The 17,689-nt window shown below is 52.7% G+C and carries 15 protein-coding genes; 3 read left to right on the top strand and 12 right to left on the bottom strand.

All coding sequences use genetic code 11. From position 1 onward, the window contains the following. Nucleotides 1–126 precede the first annotated feature (126 nt). Nucleotides 127–4,017 (bottom strand): phosphoribosylformylglycinamidine synthase, encoded by a 3,891-nt coding sequence (gene purL / locus J1785_RS13805; RefSeq protein WP_217219572.1) that lies wholly within the window; start codon nt 4,015–4,017, stop codon nt 127–129. A gap of 278 nt (nt 4,018–4,295) precedes the next feature. Here purL and mltF point away from each other — a divergent pair, with 278 nt between their 5' ends. Beyond that, nucleotides 4,296–5,756 carry a membrane-bound lytic murein transglycosylase MltF gene (gene mltF, locus J1785_RS13800; protein WP_217139388.1) on the top strand — a complete coding sequence of 487 codons (1,461 nt, stop codon included), beginning with the start codon at nt 4,296–4,298 and terminating at the stop codon, nt 5,754–5,756. Nucleotides 5,757–5,773: 17 nt separating this feature from the next. Here mltF and tadA read toward each other — a convergent pair whose 3' ends face one another. The 4 genes from tadA to murQ all read right to left on the bottom strand — a co-directional run bounded on the left by tadA (nt 5,774) and on the right by murQ (nt 9,320). Next, nucleotides 5,774–6,301, bottom strand: coding sequence for a tRNA adenosine(34) deaminase TadA (gene tadA, locus J1785_RS13795; RefSeq protein ID WP_274387381.1), 528 nt, complete (start codon nt 6,299–6,301; stop codon nt 5,774–5,776). A 71-nt stretch (nt 6,302–6,372) separates the two neighbouring features. Continuing rightward, nucleotides 6,373–7,011: a phosphatidylglycerophosphatase C gene (gene yfhb / locus J1785_RS13790; protein ID WP_129952892.1), complete on the bottom strand. Its 639-nt coding sequence runs from the start codon at nt 7,009–7,011 to the stop codon at nt 6,373–6,375. Nucleotides 7,012–7,015: 4 nt separating this feature from the next. Next, nucleotides 7,016–8,386, bottom strand: coding sequence for a PTS transporter subunit EIIC (locus J1785_RS13785; RefSeq protein WP_217219573.1), 1,371 nt, complete (start codon nt 8,384–8,386; stop codon nt 7,016–7,018). A gap of 28 nt (nt 8,387–8,414) precedes the next feature. Then, the gene (gene murQ, locus J1785_RS13780) at nt 8,415–9,320 is read right to left on the bottom strand and encodes an N-acetylmuramic acid 6-phosphate etherase (protein ID WP_129952893.1); all 906 of its coding nucleotides are present in this window, start codon (nt 9,318–9,320) and stop codon (nt 8,415–8,417) included. Between the two features lie 142 nt (nt 9,321–9,462). On the opposite strand from murQ, the gene J1785_RS13775 reads away from it, so the two are divergent. Further along, nucleotides 9,463–10,311 (top strand): MurR/RpiR family transcriptional regulator, encoded by an 849-nt coding sequence (locus J1785_RS13775; protein ID WP_129952894.1) that lies wholly within the window; start codon nt 9,463–9,465, stop codon nt 10,309–10,311. Nucleotides 10,312–10,424: 113 nt separating this feature from the next. Next, complete coding sequence (locus tag J1785_RS13770) at nt 10,425–10,679, top strand: YfhL family 4Fe-4S dicluster ferredoxin (RefSeq protein WP_129952895.1); 255 nt, start codon at nt 10,425–10,427, stop codon at nt 10,677–10,679. Nucleotides 10,680–10,827: 148 nt separating this feature from the next. Here J1785_RS13770 and acpS read toward each other — a convergent pair whose 3' ends face one another. The 7 genes from acpS to lepA form a co-directional block, all read right to left on the bottom strand. Then, a complete protein-coding gene (gene acpS / locus J1785_RS13765) occupies nt 10,828–11,208 on the bottom strand; it encodes a holo-ACP synthase (RefSeq protein ID WP_129952896.1) in 381 nt (126 codons plus the stop codon). Continuing rightward, nucleotides 11,208–11,939: a pyridoxine 5'-phosphate synthase gene (gene pdxJ, locus J1785_RS13760; RefSeq protein ID WP_217219571.1), complete on the bottom strand. Its 732-nt coding sequence runs from the start codon at nt 11,937–11,939 to the stop codon at nt 11,208–11,210. The genes acpS and pdxJ overlap by 1 nt, the downstream gene beginning before the upstream one ends. Nucleotides 11,940–12,042: 103 nt before the next feature. Next, nucleotides 12,043–12,780: a DNA repair protein RecO gene (recO, locus tag J1785_RS13755; protein WP_129992115.1), complete on the bottom strand. Its 738-nt coding sequence runs from the start codon at nt 12,778–12,780 to the stop codon at nt 12,043–12,045. A gap of 11 nt (nt 12,781–12,791) precedes the next feature. Next, complete coding sequence (gene era / locus J1785_RS13750; protein WP_129952898.1) at nt 12,792–13,697, bottom strand: GTPase Era; 906 nt, start codon at nt 13,695–13,697, stop codon at nt 12,792–12,794. After that, nucleotides 13,694–14,374, bottom strand: coding sequence for a ribonuclease III (gene rnc, locus J1785_RS13745; protein WP_015698392.1), 681 nt, complete (start codon nt 14,372–14,374; stop codon nt 13,694–13,696). The genes era and rnc overlap by 4 nt, the downstream gene beginning before the upstream one ends. A gap of 211 nt (nt 14,375–14,585) precedes the next feature. Then, nucleotides 14,586–15,563 (bottom strand): signal peptidase I, encoded by a 978-nt coding sequence (lepB, locus tag J1785_RS13740; RefSeq protein WP_129952899.1) that lies wholly within the window; start codon nt 15,561–15,563, stop codon nt 14,586–14,588. 28 nt (nt 15,564–15,591) lie between these two features. Further along, the gene (gene lepA, locus J1785_RS13735; RefSeq protein ID WP_129952900.1) at nt 15,592–17,391 is read right to left on the bottom strand and encodes a translation elongation factor 4; all 1,800 of its coding nucleotides are present in this window, start codon (nt 17,389–17,391) and stop codon (nt 15,592–15,594) included. Nucleotides 17,392–17,689: the final 298 nt, after the last annotated feature.

The following is a 17,689-nucleotide window of genomic DNA, read 5'->3' as shown; positions in this document are numbered from 1 at the left end:
TTATAAGAGAATTCCTACCCTGAAGATAATACCATAAGTAAACAGAACGTAAGGAATAAGTAAGTTTCATAAAAAAATCCGCAGGCTTTCGCACTGCGGATTTTTATTACTGAAGCACGTTAAGCGTTAGCCAAGCTGTTTACGGGCATTGCGGAACATGCGCATCCACGGGCTGTCTTCGCCCCATTCTTCCGGATGCCATGAGTTGCTGACAGTGCGGAAAACGCGCTCCGGATGCGGCATCATCACGGTAACGCGGCCTGACAGGTTGGTCACCGCCGTGATGCCGTTCGGAGAGCCGTTCGGGTTCGCCGGATAGCTTTCGGTCGCCTGACCGTTGTTATCCACGAAACGCAGCGCTACCAGATTACTGTGCTCAATTTGCGCCAGATGCGCGGCGTCACGCACTTCCACATGCCCTTCCCCGTGGGAAACGGCGATTGGCATACGTGAACCGGCCATACCCTGCATGAACATCGACGGGCTGGCAGCCACTTCCACCAGGCTGAAACGTGCTTCGAAACGGTCAGACAGGTTACGCACGAAGCGTGGCCAATGTTCCGCACCGGGGATCAGCTCTTTCAGGTTAGACATCATCTGACAGCCGTTACACACACCCAGCGCCAGCGTTTGCGGACGGTGGAAGAATTCTTCGAACTCTTCACGCACGCGGTCATTGAACAGAACTGATTTCGCCCAGCCTTCACCCGCGCCCAGCACATCACCGTAAGAGAATCCGCCGCACGCCACCAGCGTATGGAAATCCTGCAAATCCCGGCGACCGGCCAGCAAATCACTCATGTGGACATCAACCGCATCAAAACCGGCACGGTGGAAGGCAGCCGCCATTTCAACGTGGGAGTTCACGCCCTGCTCACGCAGCACGGCAACTTTCGGACGCGCGCCCTTCGCGATGTAAGGTGCGGCCACATCTTCGTCAGGGGCAAAGGTCAGTTTGACGTTCAGCCCCGGATCCAGATCATTGGTTTTCGCCTGATGTTCCTGATCGGCACATTCAGGGTTGTCGCGCAGACGTTGCATCTGCCAGGTCGTTTCAGCCCACCAGGTACGCAGCGTGGTGCGGCTTTCGCTGTACACCGGCTTGTCACCAGAAGAAATGATGAAGCGGTCACCGGTTTCGACGCTGCCGAGGTAATGCGTGCAATCCGCCAGACCAAAATCAGCCAGCGTTTTCTCAACCGCTTCACGGTCTGATGCACGGATCTGGATCACCGCGCCCAGTTCTTCGTTGAACAATGCCGCCAGCGCATCAGTGCCCAGCGCCGCGATATCTGCGGTCAGGCCGCAATGCCCTGCGAAGGCCATTTCAGCCAGCGTCACCAGCAGACCACCGTCGGAACGGTCATGATATGCCAGTAATTTCTGCTCAGACACCAGCGCCTGCATGGCATTGAAGAAGCCGCCCAGTTGCTCTGCGCTGCGCACATCCGCCGGCGTATTGCCGAGCTGACGGTAAACCTGTGCCAGCGCCGTTGCACCCAGTGCGTTATGACCGGCCCCCAGATCCACCAGCAGCAACGCGGTGTCACCTTTATCGGTGCGCAGTTGTGGCGTCACGGTATGACGAACGTCTTCGACACGGGCAAACGCGGTGATCACCAGTGACAACGGCGAAGTCATCTCGCGTTGTTCGTTACCTTCCTGCCAGCGGGTTTTCATCGACATGGAGTCTTTGCCCACCGGGATGGTAATGCCCAGCGCCGGACAAAGTTCTTCGCCTACCGCTTTCACGGCGGCGTATAAACCGGCATCTTCCCCAGGATGACCGGCCGCAGACATCCAGTTAGCAGAAAGCTTAACGCGTTTCAGGCTGCCGATTTCTACCGCCGCGATATTCGTCAGTGCTTCGCCAACGGCCATGCGACCGGAAGCGGCGAAATCCAGCAAGGCAACCGGCGCACGTTCGCCCAGTGACATCGCTTCGCCGTGGTAGCTGTCGAGGCTGGCGGTGGTGACTGCGCAGTCGGCTACCGGGATCTGCCACGGGCCGACCATCTGGTCACGTGCGACCATACCGGTGACAGTGCGGTCACCGATGGTGATCAGGAAGGTTTTCTCGGCCACGGCCGGCAGATGCAGAACACGGTTTACCGCTTCAGCAATCTGAATATTTTCCGCATTCAGGTTATCGCCTTTGGCTTTCAGCGTGGTGACGTCGCGGGTCATTTTTGGCGTTTTGCCCAGCAGCACATCCAGCGGCATATCTATTGGCTGGTTGTCGAAATGGCTGTCTTCCAGAGAAAGATGCATTTCTTCAGTGGCTTCGCCGATGACCGCATAAGGAGCGCGTTCGCGCTGGCAGATCGCATCGAACTGTTCCAGCTGCGCCGGAGAAACCGCCAGCACATAACGTTCCTGCGATTCGTTACACCAGACTTCCAGCGGGCTCATACCCGGTTCGTCGTTGAGGATATCGCGCAGCCGGAAACGGCCGCCACGGTTACCATCACTGACCAGCTCCGGCATGGCATTCGATAAACCGCCCGCACCGACGTCATGGATAAATAAAATCGGGTTGGCTTCGCCCAGTTGCCAGCAGCGGTCGATCACTTCCTGACAACGGCGTTCCATTTCCGGGTTGTCGCGCTGTACGGAAGCAAAATCCAGATCGGCATCAGACTGACCGGAAGCCATAGAAGATGCCGCACCGCCGCCCAGACCGATATTCATCGCCGGACCACCAAGAACGATCAGTTTCGCGCCAACGGTGATTTCACCTTTTTGTACGTGATCAGCACGGATGTTACCGATACCGCCCGCCAGCATGATCGGTTTATGATAACCGCGCAGCTCCGGGCCGTTGTGGCTGTTGACGTTTTCTTCATAAGTACGGAAGTAGCCCAGTAATGCCGGACGACCAAATTCGTTGTTAAATGCGGCCCCGCCCAGCGGACCGTCGGTCATAATATCCAGCGCGGTAACGATACGATCCGGCTTACCAAAGTCTTCTTCCCATGGTTGTTCAAAACCCGGAATACGCAGGTTGGAAACGGAGAAACCGACCAGACCGGCTTTAGGTTTCGCACCACGGCCGGTTGCGCCTTCATCACGGATTTCGCCGCCGGAACCGGTGGCCGCACCCGGCCACGGAGAGATCGCCGTCGGGTGGTTATGGGTTTCGACCTTCATCAGGATATGCGCCTGCTCCTGATGAAAATCGTACAGACCGTCTTTTGCATCAGCGTAGAAACGGCCGACCTGTGAACCTTCCATCACGGCGGCGTTATCTTTATACGCGGACAGCACGTGATCAGGGGTGTGTTCGAAGGTGTTCTTAATCATCTTAAACAGGGATTTCGGCTGCGTTTTACCGTCGATAATCCAGTCTGCGTTGAAGATTTTGTGACGACAGTGTTCTGAGTTTGCCTGTGCGAACATATACAGTTCGATATCCGTCGGGTTGCGCCCCAACGACGTAAAGGCAGCCATCAGATAATCAATTTCGTCCTGCGCCAGCGCCAGACCTAATTTGGTATTGGCGGCTTCCAGTGCGCCACGGCCCTCACCGAGGATATCCACATGTTGCACAGGGGCAGGCTGGTGCTGTGCAAACAGCGCGCTGGCGTCTTCCAGCTGGCCAAAGACGGTTTCCATCATGCGGTCATGCAGCAAGGCACCCAGTTCGCTCCACTGGGCTTCGGTCAGTTGCGGTGCCTGAACATAAAATGCCAGACCGCGCTCCAGACGCAGAACCTGTGACAGGCCGCAATTGTGTGCGATATCGGTAGCTTTGGAAGACCATGGAGAAATGGTGCCGGGGCGCGGGGTCACTAACAGTAAACGACCAGAAGGAGCATGTTCAGCGAGAGAAGGACCGTATTTCAGAAGGCGTTGTAACTTGGTTTGTTCGTCCGAATTCAGCGGCGCGCTGACATCGGCAAAGTGTACATATTCGGCGTAAATATCGCTGACCGGAAGGCGGACTTCCTGACAACGGGACAACAATTTATTAATGCGAAAAGCCGACAAAGCGGGCGAACCACGCAGTATTTCCATAATGACAGATCTCTCGTCTTCGAAGACACTGACCACAGTGCTTCATTGGGCGCAACAGGGGGAAAACGCGGGCTATTATAAAGAAAGCTGGCGTCCGACGAAACCGTTTGCGCAGGGAAACTTGATATTCATTTATAGGCCCACATATCTTGCGGGTATCATGAATAAAGTTGCAGACTGCCGTTTTGTTGAGCAAAATGCGTCAGCACTGGGGATATAACCATACTAACTGCACAGCATAGCGTAAAAAAACAAGAGCGCCGCAGCGAGATAACTATTTGACGCGACTAAAAATTAATTATGTCCTGATGGGGATCGCCGCCCTGTTACTGGCGCTGGCTTTATGGCCCGCAGTCCCGTGGCACAGAGGTGAAGGCGACCAGCTGGATCACATAAAATCCCGTGGAGAATTGCGCGTAAGCACGCTCAATTCTCCACTGACTTTTATGGAATCTCCGGAAGGTAATCTCGGCTTCGATTACGAACTGGCTAAACGCTTTGCAGATTATCTGGGCGTGCGGCTGGTCGTGACACAGCACACCACCATCGAGAGCATGTTTGACGATCTGGACCATGATCATACTGACCTGCTGGCTTCCGGGCTGGTATATAACAATGCGCGGCTGAAAAACTACCGCGCCGGTCCGGAGTACTATTCCGTTTCCCAGCAGCTGGTTTACCGGCAGGGTGCCGTGCGTCCGAAAAGCTTTGCGGACATCAAAGGCTCGCTGGTGGTGTCTGCCGGCAGCGCACATATCGCCACACTCGAAGACGCCAGTAAAAAGTATCCCGGCCTCACGTGGACCACGACCGATAAGATGTCGCCACGCGATTTGTTGCAGCAAGTCGAGAACGGCAAACTCGATTATACGCTGGGCGATTCGGTGACTATCGCGCTGATGCAGCGCGTCTATCCGCGTCTGGCGGTGGCTTTTGATGCCACTGATGACGAACCCGTGACCTGGTACTACCGCAAGCAACCTGATGACGACAGCCTCTCGGCCGCCATGCTGGACTTTTTCAGCCAGATTTCTGAAGACGGTACACTGGAAAAGCTGGAGGAGAAATATCTCGGGCATGTGGGCGATTTTGATTACGTCGATACCCGGACTTTCCTTAACGCCATCGACAGTACGCTGCCGGATTTACAGCCGCTGTTTGAAAAATATGCCGGGAATATTGACTGGCGTTTACTGGCTGCCATCGCCTATCAGGAGTCACATTGGGATCCGCAGGCGAAATCCCCGACCGGCGTACGGGGTGTGATGATGCTGACCCGTGCAACCGCTGGCGGGCTGAATGTCGACGACCGTACTGACGCCGAACAGAGCATTCGCGGCGGTGCCCAGTATCTGTCGCATCTGATGGATAAAATGCCGGAATCAATTCCGCAGGATGAACGGATCTGGTTTGCCCTTGCCGCTTATAACATGGGTTATGGTCATATGCTGGATGCCCGTAAGCTGACGGCGCAGCAAAAAGGCAATCCTGACAGCTGGGCTGATGTGAAGCAACGCTTGCCGATGCTGAATCAGAAACGCTTCTTCAGCCGGACGACTTACGGATATGCGCGTGGTACGCAGGCGTATAACTATGTGGAGAATATCCGTCGTTATCAGCTGAGTCTGGTGGGATACCTGATGGAAAAGGAAAAACAGCAGGCACAGAAAGCCGCCTTACAGGCTCAGTTAGGTCAGGGGTATCCGGTGGTCAATGCGCAGGAAGCCCTGGCACCGTAAGGCTGGCAGGGCTGTTTTCAGGCCTGTTCATCCGACGCATTACCCGCCTGAGCAGCACGCTCTGCCAGTCGCAGCGCTTTTTTCTGACTGCGGCGAAAACGGAAAAAACGACTCAGTTGTTCCGAACAGGCTTCTGCCAGTACACCCGCAGTAATGTCTATCTGATGATTCATGCCCGGATGGCGCAGTATATCGAGCAACGATCCCGCAGCACCGGTTTTGGCGTCAGCGGCACCATACACCACGCGGCGGATCCGGCTGTGGATCATCGCCCCGGCGCACATAACACAAGGTTCCAGCGTGACGTAAAGTGTGGCGTCAAGCAGGCGATAATTGCGTATGGTGTCACCGCCCTGACGTAATGCCATGATTTCCGCATGCGCTGTCGGATCATGATGACCGATAGACCGGTTCCAGCCTTCGCCAATCACCTGATTGTCTAAAATCAGCACTGCCCCCACCGGCACTTCGCCTTCGTCCTGCGCTTTCAGCGCCAGCGTCATGGCATACCGCATCCAGTGTTCATCATCATTTATTACTGCCAATTCTGCGTCTGCCACTTCAACCTCAATTATTTTTTACCGGCAGACATTTTAGCTGAATTTTGTGCTGGCCGTTATTCGAGTTGCTGTAACTCACCCTGTTTACTGACGCGAAAACGGTGTTCACAAAAGAACAATAACGGGTTGTCCTGCTTACTGTCGCTGTATCCGCTGTAAAGTTTAAGCGGAGAACCAATGCGGCTTTCGAGCTGCACCACTTTCTCCTCACCCAGGCAACGCAAGGGTAACACCCAACCGCCTTTACCCCGGGCGATCCGGCTGCCGACCAGACGGACCTGTGGCAAAAACAGGGACGTATTATAGACCTGCTTTACCAGATTCTCCGGTGATCCGGTGATCAACCAGACTTCAGTATCATCGCTGTCGAGATATTCACGCAGCCTGCGCTGCACCACCGGAAACTCCACCACTTTCTCGCGAAAGGCAGTCACAAATTGCAGCTCCAGCGCTTTTAGCCGCGCTTCACTGTGACCAAAAGTAATAGCCCACAGTAACAGGCTCATCGGCCAGCGCGCGGCGCGCCCATGTATAAACAGTCCGATTCCTATCAGCGGCAGAACCGGCACGACTAAAATCAGATTCTGCGGCATCCGTCTGAGCAAAAATCGCAGAAAGCTGCCGAACATATCCTGCTGGTGCAGCGTGCCATCAAGATCAAAAAAGACTACCCGCCGATCAGGCTTCGTACTCAATCCGTTACTCCTCGGGATCGTTGAACCCCATCAACCAGGTAAAAATAAAACCAGCCAATACCGTAATGACTAAACCCGTCAGATACAACATCACTTTGCCGGAAATAATGGTCAGTGCCAGCGGCAGTCCGGAAATACCAAACGTGATGACCGTCGCGACTTTCCAGTAACAGATTAGCGCACCCCCGACGGCTCCGCCCAGACACGCACCAATAAAAGGACGACCGAGCGGCAAGGTAACACCGAATATTAATGGTTCACCAATACCGAGAATACCCACCGGCAGCGCGCCTTTAATCACTTTTTTCAGCCGTGTGTTTCGGGTTTTAATATACACCGCAATTGCCGCGCCCACCTGCCCCACGCCCGCCATGGCTAAAATCGGCAGCAGTGGATTAGAACCATGTGCCTGGATCAGCTCAACGTGGATCGGCACCAGCCCCTGATGCAGCCCGGATAATACCAGCGGCAAAAATGTCCCCGCCAGTATCGCGCCCACCAGTAATCCACCTTTATCGATGGCAATATTGACACCCTGCGCGATACCGTCAGAGATATAACCACCGACAGGCTGAAGGATAACAATCGCCAGTGTCGCAGTGATAAGGGTCGTCATCAGCGGATTAAGGATCAGTTCGACAGATTCCGGCAACCACTGACGCAGCCTCTTCTCCAGCCAGCACATCAGCGCGACGACCAGTAATACAGCGATCACACCGCCGCGCCCCGGCTGTAAAGTTTCACCAAACAGGGTAATTTGCGCCAGTGCAGGGCTGGAGAGGATCCCCGCCATCACACCGCCCATGGCCTGAGAACCGCCGAAAACGCGCGCCGCGTTCACGCCGACTAAAATATTCATGATGGCAAACACAGCACCACCAAAAATCGCCAGCAAGCCAAGCACGTTAGGATAATCAAGGGCAATGGAACCGGCGATATCCGGCCGTTTGAGCAGGTTAATAATGCCCATAATCAGCCCTGAGGCAATAAATGCCGGGATCAGCGGGATAAAGACATCAGCCAGTTTGCGCAGCGCCCCGCTCATCGGTGCAGAGTACTTCGCTTTGGCGCTGGCTTTATTCCGGGCAATGTCATTTTCTCCCGACGAATTTGCCGTCCCTGCCGGACTCAGCAACAGACGCATCGCATCCACCACTTTTGCCGCCGCACCCGGGCCAACAATAAACTGATGCTGGTCACCTTGTTTAAGATATCCTTTGATACCTTCCAGTGTTTTCAGGCTGACCAGATCCAGCCGGTTATCGTCATACACTGCCACGCGGACGCGGGTCATGCAGTTTTCCAGCTTGCTGATATTCCCTTCACCGCCGACGCCCTGCAAAATCTTCGCAGCCAGCAGATGAGTTTTATCCATTGCCATCGCCATGCTTAACTCCTTGAGTTTAATCAGTCAGTGCCGCGCGCAGGAATCCATGGTGTTTAGTCAGTCGTATTTTGGCCTGCTCCGCGTCAATGCCTGCCAGCACCATCAGAATGGCCGGTTTGACTTCAAAATCGGTTTGAGAGAGTGCCTGTTCAGCATCAGCACGGGAGGCCCCTGTGGCCTCAACAACGATCCGGCAGGCACGATCGACCAGCTTCACATTGGTCGCCTTCACATCTACCATCAGGTTCTGATAAACCTTGCCACTTTTGACCATCGCCCCGGTTGAAATCATATTCAGCACCAGCTTCTGCGCCGTGCCGGATTTCAGACGGGTTGAACCGGTCAGCGCTTCCGGCCCGACAACCGGAGAAATCGCGATAGCCGCCTCGCGGGCAATTGGCGAATCCGGGTTACAGGAAATCGCCACTGTGGCGCAGCCCGTTTCGAAGGCATAGCGCAAAGCACCGATGACATAAGGGGTGCGTCCGCTTGCGGCTAATCCGACGACGGTGTCATCCGCGTTCAGATTGATGTTTTTTAAGTCTTCAACGCCCAGCGATTCACTGTCTTCCGCACCTTCTACCGCTTTGAGCAGCGCACCCGGCCCGCCGGCAATCAGCCCGACAACCATGCCGTGCGGCACGCCAAACGTTGGCGGACATTCCGAAGCATCCAGAACGCCAAGACGTCCGCTGGTGCCGGCACCAAGGTAAATCAGGCGTCCGCCGGATTTAAAAGAAGCCGCCGCTTTATCAATAGCCTGTGCGATATAAGGCAGAACTTTATTGATGGCTTCCGGCACTTTGCGGTCTTCCTGATTGAAGCAGGTGGCCAATTCCAGTGAAGACATTTCATCTAAGTTCATCGTATCCGGATTGCGACTTTCAGAAACGAGTGCGCCTAAATTGAGTGGACGATTCATGATTCTCTCCTGAATTTTTAATTCAAAATTATTACACAATAGTTGAATATATTATTCATCAATACGAGGAATATTTGCTACTTTAGATAACATAATCCGTAAAACGTGATGTAAGTATTCAGAGACACCGGGATAACCCACCATGAGTTGTATGATCCGTATCCGTCAGCTTTATCCGACGCTGGCGCAAAATGACCGCAAACTGGCTGATTTTCTCCTCGCGCATCCGGAAAAAGCGCGCCATATGAGTTCGCAGAAACTGGCTGAAAAGGCCGGTGTCAGCCAGTCTGGCGTGGTGAAATTTGCCCAAAAACTGGGATATAAAGGCTTCCCGGCGCTGAAACTGGCAATGAGTGAAACACTGGCATCGCCGGAAAACAGTGAGCCGGTCACTGTACATAATCAGATTTTAAGCACCGACAGCCTGCATGTTGTGGGTGAGAAATTACTGGCTGAGAAACAATCGGCGCTTCGTGCAACCCTGGATATCAACAGCGAGCCACGGCTGCAAATTGCGTTGTCGATGCTCGCCGGTGCCCGAAAAATTGTGCTAAGTGGCATTGGCGCATCCGGATTAGTGGCAAAGGATTTAGCGTATAAGCTGCTGAAAATCGGGGTCACGGCAATTGCCGAATCCGATACGCATGTTCTGGTTGCCACCGCACAGGCGCTGTCGAAAGAAGATTTATTGCTGGCGATTTCGTTCAGCGGTGAACGGAGCGAAATCAATCTTGCGGCAAAGGTCGCCCGCGAGAGTGGGGCAAAAGTCCTGGCCATCACCGGTTTTTCACCTAATACCCTGCAACAGCAGGCAGACCATTGTTTGTATACGGTCGCAGATTTACCCGCAACCCGCGGCGCAGCCCTCTCCGCCAGTACGGCGCAATATTCCCTGACGGATTTATTGTTCGTCGCACTGGTTCAGCAAGATACGGCGCATGCACCGGAGCGTATCCGTCACAGCGAAGAATTGGTGAAAAAGCTGGTTTGATCCGGATCATTTGAAGGATGGAAAGGTACGCGAGCAGAACCTACGCCAGCGCAATTCTGCTATACTGCGCGCCCTGATTATTGATCTGTTTATTGAATATAAGAGAAAACGCCATGGCCCTGTTGATCACACACAAATGCATTAATTGCGATATGTGCGAACCGGAGTGCCCGAATCAGGCGATTTCAATGGGCAGTGAGATTTACGAAATCGACAGCGATCGTTGTACGGAATGCGTCGGTCATTATGATAAACCGACCTGCCAAAGCGTCTGCCCGATCGACAATACCATCATCATTAATCCGCAACACACCGAAACCAACGAACAGCTTTGGGATAAGTTTGTGGTATTGCATCACACCGTATAATTAACGGCGTGATGCATTTTCAAAACCACCCAAAATAATTCGAGCGGGAGGAAGGCGGCAAGTGAAGTGATCCCGATGAGCTTATTCAGGTAAGTGATTCGGATCACTGAAAGCAGCCAACGCATCTGCCGCTTGCAGTACGGAGGGATTAGTTCTCGATAATTACCGTGGCACAGGCATAACGCCTTTCATCAGCCAGCGTAACATGGACTGATTTCACCCCCATTTCTGCAGCCATTTCCGCCGCGCGGGCATGAAAAACCAGCCCCGGTTTTCCCAGCACATCATTGACGACTTCAAATTGCTCAAATGCCAGACCGTTGCGGATCCCGGTTCCCAGCGCTTTAGCCGCGGCCTCCTTGACAGCAAACCGCTTCGCGAGGAAACGTACCGGCTGTTGGTGCTGCTGATACACAGACCATTCATTCGCGCACAAAATACGCTTCGCCAGACGGTCGCCGCTGCGTTCAATTACCGCTTCGATACGGGAAATTTCAACGATATCCGTACCTAAACCTAAAATGCTCATTACCGGCGCGCTTCCCGCATCAGGTTTTTCATTTCGCGTACTGCACCGGACAATCCGTCAATAACAGCCTGACCGATAATCGCATGGCCGATATTGAGCTCATGCATTTCGGGCAGTGCGGCGATCGGCTGCACGTTATGGTAAGTCAATCCGTGGCCGGCGTTCACTTTCAGCCCCTTACCGGCTGCATAAGCTGCGCCCTGTTTAATACGCTCCAGCTCGGCCTGACGCTCAAGGTCATTTTTCGCCTCCGCATAAGCACCGGTATGGATTTCGATGTAAGGCGCCCCCACAGCGACGGCCGCATCAATCTGGCGCATATCCGGGTCGATAAACAGGGAAACCAGAATGCCCGCTTCGCTTAGGCGCGTGACCGCAACGGTCATTTTATCCAGCTGACCGGCGACATCCAGCCCCCCCTCAGTGGTCACTTCTTCGCGTTTTTCCGGCACCAGACAGCAGAAATGCGGCAGAATTTCGCAGGCAATACCGACCATCTCGTCGGTGACGGCCATTTCCAGATTCATGCGGGTTTGGATAGTCTGACGCAGAAGACGTACATCACGGTCGGTGATATGACGACGATCTTCACGCAGGTGGACGGTGATCCCATCAGCACCAGCCTGTTCAGCGATAAATGCCGCCTGAACCGGATCAGGGTATGCCGTACCGCGTGCATTACGCAATGTCGCGATATGATCAATGTTAACGCCCAACAGCAACTCAGCCATAACAGCTCCAGGTTTAAGAATGAATTGATTGATGAATGGAACAAAACGCTAATTCCTGCAGTTTACACCTTTGAGAGTGGCGGCGTGTAGCCCGGATTCCGAATTAGCGGGAAGAATTATCAGAAGGTGATACAGGTTTTTTAACCTGAAACTGGCGGAACAGCTCGCGGCTTTTCAGGGGCTTACCGCCAAGGTAAGGTTTGAGCGCCATGCGGGTGAAACGCTTTGCAGCCCGCAGCGTTGAGACATCCGGGAATTCACGGCTGGCCAGTGCTTTTAAATCCCGGCCGGTAAAGCTGGAATGATCAATCACCAGACTGGCAATAAAGCCTTTTTCTTCACGGTAACGGTACGTCATGGTGTCACTGACTTCTTCACCGCTGCCTGCGCAATGCAGAAAATCCACGCCGTAACCCAGATGGTGCAATAGGGAAAGTTCGAACTGACGTAATGCATATTCAGGAGATGCGCTGGCACTCGCGAGATTTTGCAAACAGTTGAGATAATCGAAGAACAATGATGAGTAATTAGCTTCCTGCTCAAGCACCCGTGAAACGAGCTCATTGACGTACAAGCCGCTGTAAAGCATCAGCCCGGAAAGAGGAAGAGCAAGGGAGACAGGTTCAGCATTACGCAGGGTTTTCACTTCTCCCCGCCCGCTCCAGCGAACCAGTAAAGGAGTAAAAGGCTGCAGGCAGCCTTTTAAATTGGACCGGCGGCCACGCGCACCTTTAGCCAGTATGCGTACCCGCCCTTGCCCCTCAGTGAACAAATCCAACATTAAGCTGGTTTCACTGTAAGGTCGCCCATGCAAAACAAATGCGCGTTGCCAGCCTTCCATAGGCGCGGACCTTATAAATCGTCTACATAACCCAGACTGCGCAACGCACGTTCGTCGTCTGCCCAGCCGGATTTGACCTTAACCCACAACTCAAGATGGACTTTCGCTTCGAACATGTTCTCCATGTCGTGACGCGCTTCGATCCCGATTGTCTTGATTTTAGAGCCTTTATTACCGATAACCATTTTCTTCTGGCCTTCACGTTCTACCAGAATCAGGCCATTAATGTCGTATCCGCCCCGTTCATTGCTGACAAAGCGTTCGATTTCAACGGTCACTGAATATGGCAACTCTTCGCCCAGAAAGCGCATCAGTTTTTCACGGATGATTTCAGAAGCCATAAAGCGCTGGGAACGGTCAGTAATGTAATCCTCGGGGAAGTGATGAATCGCTTCCGGCAGGCGTTTTCGCACCAGAGCTGCGATGGTATCAACGTTGGTACCTTTCTCTGCGGAGATAGGTACGATATCGACGAAGTTCATCTGCTCACTCAGGAATTGCAAATGTGGCAATAATTTAGATTTATCGGTGACGTTATCAATCTTGTTGATTGCCAGCAGAACCGGTGATTTCAAATCACGCAGTTTGTTGACCACCATTTCGTCATCGGCAGTCCAGTTAGTGCCTTCAACAACGAAGATCACCAGTTCAACATCACCGATTGAGCTGCTTGCAGCGCGGTTCATCAGACGGTTGATGGCACGTTTTTCTTCAATGTGCAGCCCCGGGGTGTCCACGTAAATAGCCTGATAGGGCCCTTCGGTATGGATACCCATGATGCGGTGACGCGTGGTTTGCGGTTTGCGGGAAGTAATGGAGATTTTTTGCCCCAATAATTCATTCAGCAAGGTAGATTTACCGACGTTAGGACGGCCTACGATTGCAACAAAACCACAGTAATTCTTTTCTTCGCTCATTCAAGCTCCAGCTGTATCAGCGCTTGTTCCGCTGCCGCCTGCTCGGCTTTACGGCGGCTTGAACCGGTTCCTACAACCGGCTGGCTCAAGCCACTGACCTGGCAGTGGATGGTAAACTCCTGATCGTGCGCTTCACCGCGAACCTGCACAACCAGATAAGAAGGCAACGGCAGATGGCGACCTTGTAAAAACTCCTGTAAACGGGTTTTTGGGTCTTTCTGCTTATCACCGGGACTGATTTCGTCTAAACGACTACGGTACCAATCGAGAATCAGCTTTTCGACGGTCTGGATATCACTGTCCAGGAACACGCCGCCAATGAGTGCCTCCACCGTATCCGCAAGAATCGACTCGCGGCGGAAACCACCACTTTTCAATTCGCCCGGTCCTAAGCGTAAACATTCGCCGAGATCGAATTCACGTGCCATTTCCGCGAGCGTATTTCCACGTACCAGCGTGGCACGCATACGACTCATATCGCCCTCGTCTACGCGAGGAAAACGATGATACAACGCGTTAGCAATGACATAACTAAGAATTGAGTCACCCAGGAACTCTAAACGCTCATTGTGTTTACTGCTTGCGCTGCGGTGAGTCAGTGCCTGCAATAAAAGCTCCTGCTGTTGAAAAGTGTAGCCCAGCTTCCGCTGAAGCCTGTTTATTACGATGGGATTCATGAGTTACCAATAGACTAAGAATGCGTCAAAAACTTCAGCATACGGAACAGGCCTGCTTCGCCCTAAGCCAATCCAAAGCTGTTTCGTTTGCAGTGGCTCCCTCAGTTCGTTTTAAATTAAAACGTAAAATCAGGGGAGCCAACTTTTATCGCCCGAAAGGATATTCTACAACGAGTGGAAATATAATGCTGCGGTAATAGGCACCATTAAATTAATGAATTCCACCGATTCGGCTTAAACGAACACCGGTAGGCCATTCACCTTCCTGTTTTTTAAAGCTCATCCAAATTGCGGAAGCTTTACCCACTAAGTTCTGTTCCGGAACAAAACCCCAGTAACGGCTGTCAGCGCTGTTATCACGGTTATCGCCCATCATGAAATAATGGCCGGCCGGCACCACCCAAGTTCCCAGTGGCTGACCCGGTTGCTGATAATAAGCACCCAGTTGGTCACGCGCGCCTGGCACAGTCAGAATACGATGCGTCACATTACCCAGGGTTTCATTGCGCTGCACAAGACGGACGCCGTCTTGTGGCACGTTACTGGTCGGTGGCGTTTCAAAGAAACCACTGCTGGCTTCGCCACCTGAAGACTGACCAAAAGTCTGTACGAAATCACTGGCAACGCCGGTGTCATATGTCACCGCCAGTGCGGTGGTGCAATTTTTGCCGGTTTCACAGGCAGGCTGAACGGTCACCTGCTTGCTGAACGGATCATATGTCACTTTGTCACCCGGTAAGCCTACCAGACGTTTAATATAGTCCACGCTCGGATTTTGCGGATATTTAAATACCACAACATCGCCACGTTTCGGCTCACCCGTTGGGATCAGCTTAGTCTGCGTAATAGGATCTTTCAGGCCGTACGCATATTTTTCAACCACAATGAAATCGCCAATAAGCAGCGTTGGCATCATGGAGCCGGACGGGATCTGGAAAGGCTCATAAATAAATGAACGCACCACAAACACAACCAACAATACCGGGAATACCGAGGCACAGGTTTCTACCCAGCCCGGTTGCTTCGCCACTTTGTTCAACGTTGAATCGTCAACAGCACCACCCGTTTCAGCCTTAATTTTAGCAATTTTAGCCCGGCGTGCAGGTGCCAGCTTGAAACGATCAAGGCACCAGATAATCCCAGACACCAGCGTTGCAATCGCCAGAATCAGGGCAAACATGTTAGCCATGCATACTCCCTACAACTCAATTAAGGGTTTACTTGCTGTCTTTACCCACGTGAAGAATGGCCAGGAACGCTTCTTGTGGTAACTCGACGTTACCCACTTGTTTCATGCGTTTCTTACCATCTTTCTGTTTCTGCAAAAGTTTTTTCTTACGGCTGACGTCGCCGCCATAACATTTGGCGAGAACGTTTTTACGTAATTGCTTCACGGTTGAACGGGCAATGATATGAGCACCAATCGCCGCCTGGATAGCAATATCGAACTGCTGACGCGGGATCAGTTCCTGCATCTTCTCGACCAGCTGGCGTCCACGGAACTGGGAATTGCCACGGTGAGTGATCAGCGCCAATGCATCCACACGGTCGCCGTTGATTAGAACATCAACACGCACCATGTCAGAAGCCTGAAAACGTTTGAAATTGTAATCAAGTGACGCATAACCGCGTGACGTTGACTTCAGGCGGTCAAAGAAATCGAGTACGACTTCCGCCATCGGGATTTCATAAGTCAGTGCGACCTGGTTGCCGTGGTAAACCATGTTGGTCTGTACGCCACGTTTTTCAATACACAACGTAATCACGCTGCCCAGATATTCCTGAGGCATCAGCATGTGACACTCGGCGATAGGCTCACGCAGTTCCAGAATGTTATTCAACGCTGGCAATTTAGACGGGCTGTCTACATAAACAGTTTCGTTGCTGGTCGTCAGAACTTCATAAACTACGGTCGGTGCCGTGGTGATCAGATCCAGATCGTATTCACGTTCCAGACGTTCCTGAATGATTTCCATGTGCAACAGCCCCAGGAAACCACAGCGGAAACCGAAGCCCAGCGCAGTAGAACTTTCTGGTTCGTAGAACAGTGAGGCATCATTGAGGCTCAGTTTGCCTAACGCATCACGGAAGTTTTCATAATCATCTGAGCTGACCGGGAACAGACCAGCATAAACCTGCGGTTTCACTTTCTTGAAGCCAGGCAGTGCTTTGTCAGCAGGCTGACGAGCCAGAGTCAGCGTGTCCCCTACTGGTGCGCCGAGAATATCTTTGATCGCGCATACCAGCCAGCCAACTTCGCCGCAGTTCAGAATGTCTTTATCGACACGTTTAGGCGTGAAAATACCCAGACGATCGGCGTTATAAACCTGTCCGGTACTCATCACTTTAATTTTGTCGCCCTTTCTCATGGTGCCGTTTTTGATACGTACCAGAGAGACAACGCCGAGATAGTTATCGAACCATGAATCGATGATCAACGCCTGCAGTGGCGCATCAGGATCACCTACCGGCGGTGGCACATCACGTACCAGACGCTCCAGCACCTCCGGCACACCGACACCGGTTTTCGCAGAACAGCGGACAGCATCCGTAGCATCAATACCCACGATGTCTTCGATTTCCTGCGCCGCACGATCCGGATCAGCGGCCGGTAAGTCGATTTTGTTCAGAACCGGCACAACTTCCAGATCCATTTCCATTGCCGTATAGCAGTTTGCCAGCGTCTGGGCTTCCACACCCTGCCCTGCATCCACGACTAATAACGCCCCTTCGCAGGCGGCGAGAGAACGGGAAACTTCATAGGAAAAGTCGACATGGCCCGGTGTGTCGATGAAGTTCAGGTGATAAACCTGACCATCTTTCGCTTTATAGTCGAGCGTCACGCTTTGCGCTTTGATGGTAATGCCGCGTTCACGCTCAAGATCCATCGAATCGAGGACCTGCGCTTCCATTTCACGGTCGGATAACCCACCGCAAATTTGAATAATACGGTCTGACAGCGTCGACTTACCGTGGTCAATGTGGGCAATAATGGAGAAATTTCGTATATGCTTCATTATAAAAGTTTTTTTACCTTGGTATTTCTGAATCATTCGCCATGAACATACAGCGACGGTTTGTAGGTTGGCTGTCTTTCGCCTAAGTCGCAGCATTCTACATGCCAGCACCGTGAAAACCTAGTCTCGCCACATCCTAACTCCAGATTATGCGAGCTTTCTCAGGACGAAATCTTTATATTTTCATTTGTTTTCATTACCCGGGTGACTGTGTGCCTCCTAGGTTTGACCTCATCCGGTATTGCGTGCGTGTGCCGCATGCCGTTTGGTTTTAGGAAAATCCCCATATACACAAACC

The organism is Rahnella perminowiae (assembly GCF_019049755.1).
Classification (GTDB): domain Bacteria; phylum Pseudomonadota; class Gammaproteobacteria; order Enterobacterales; family Enterobacteriaceae; genus Rahnella; species Rahnella perminowiae.
The sequence above is the reverse complement of the archived record's forward strand: the minus strand, read 5'-3'. Positions and strand labels throughout refer to the sequence as shown.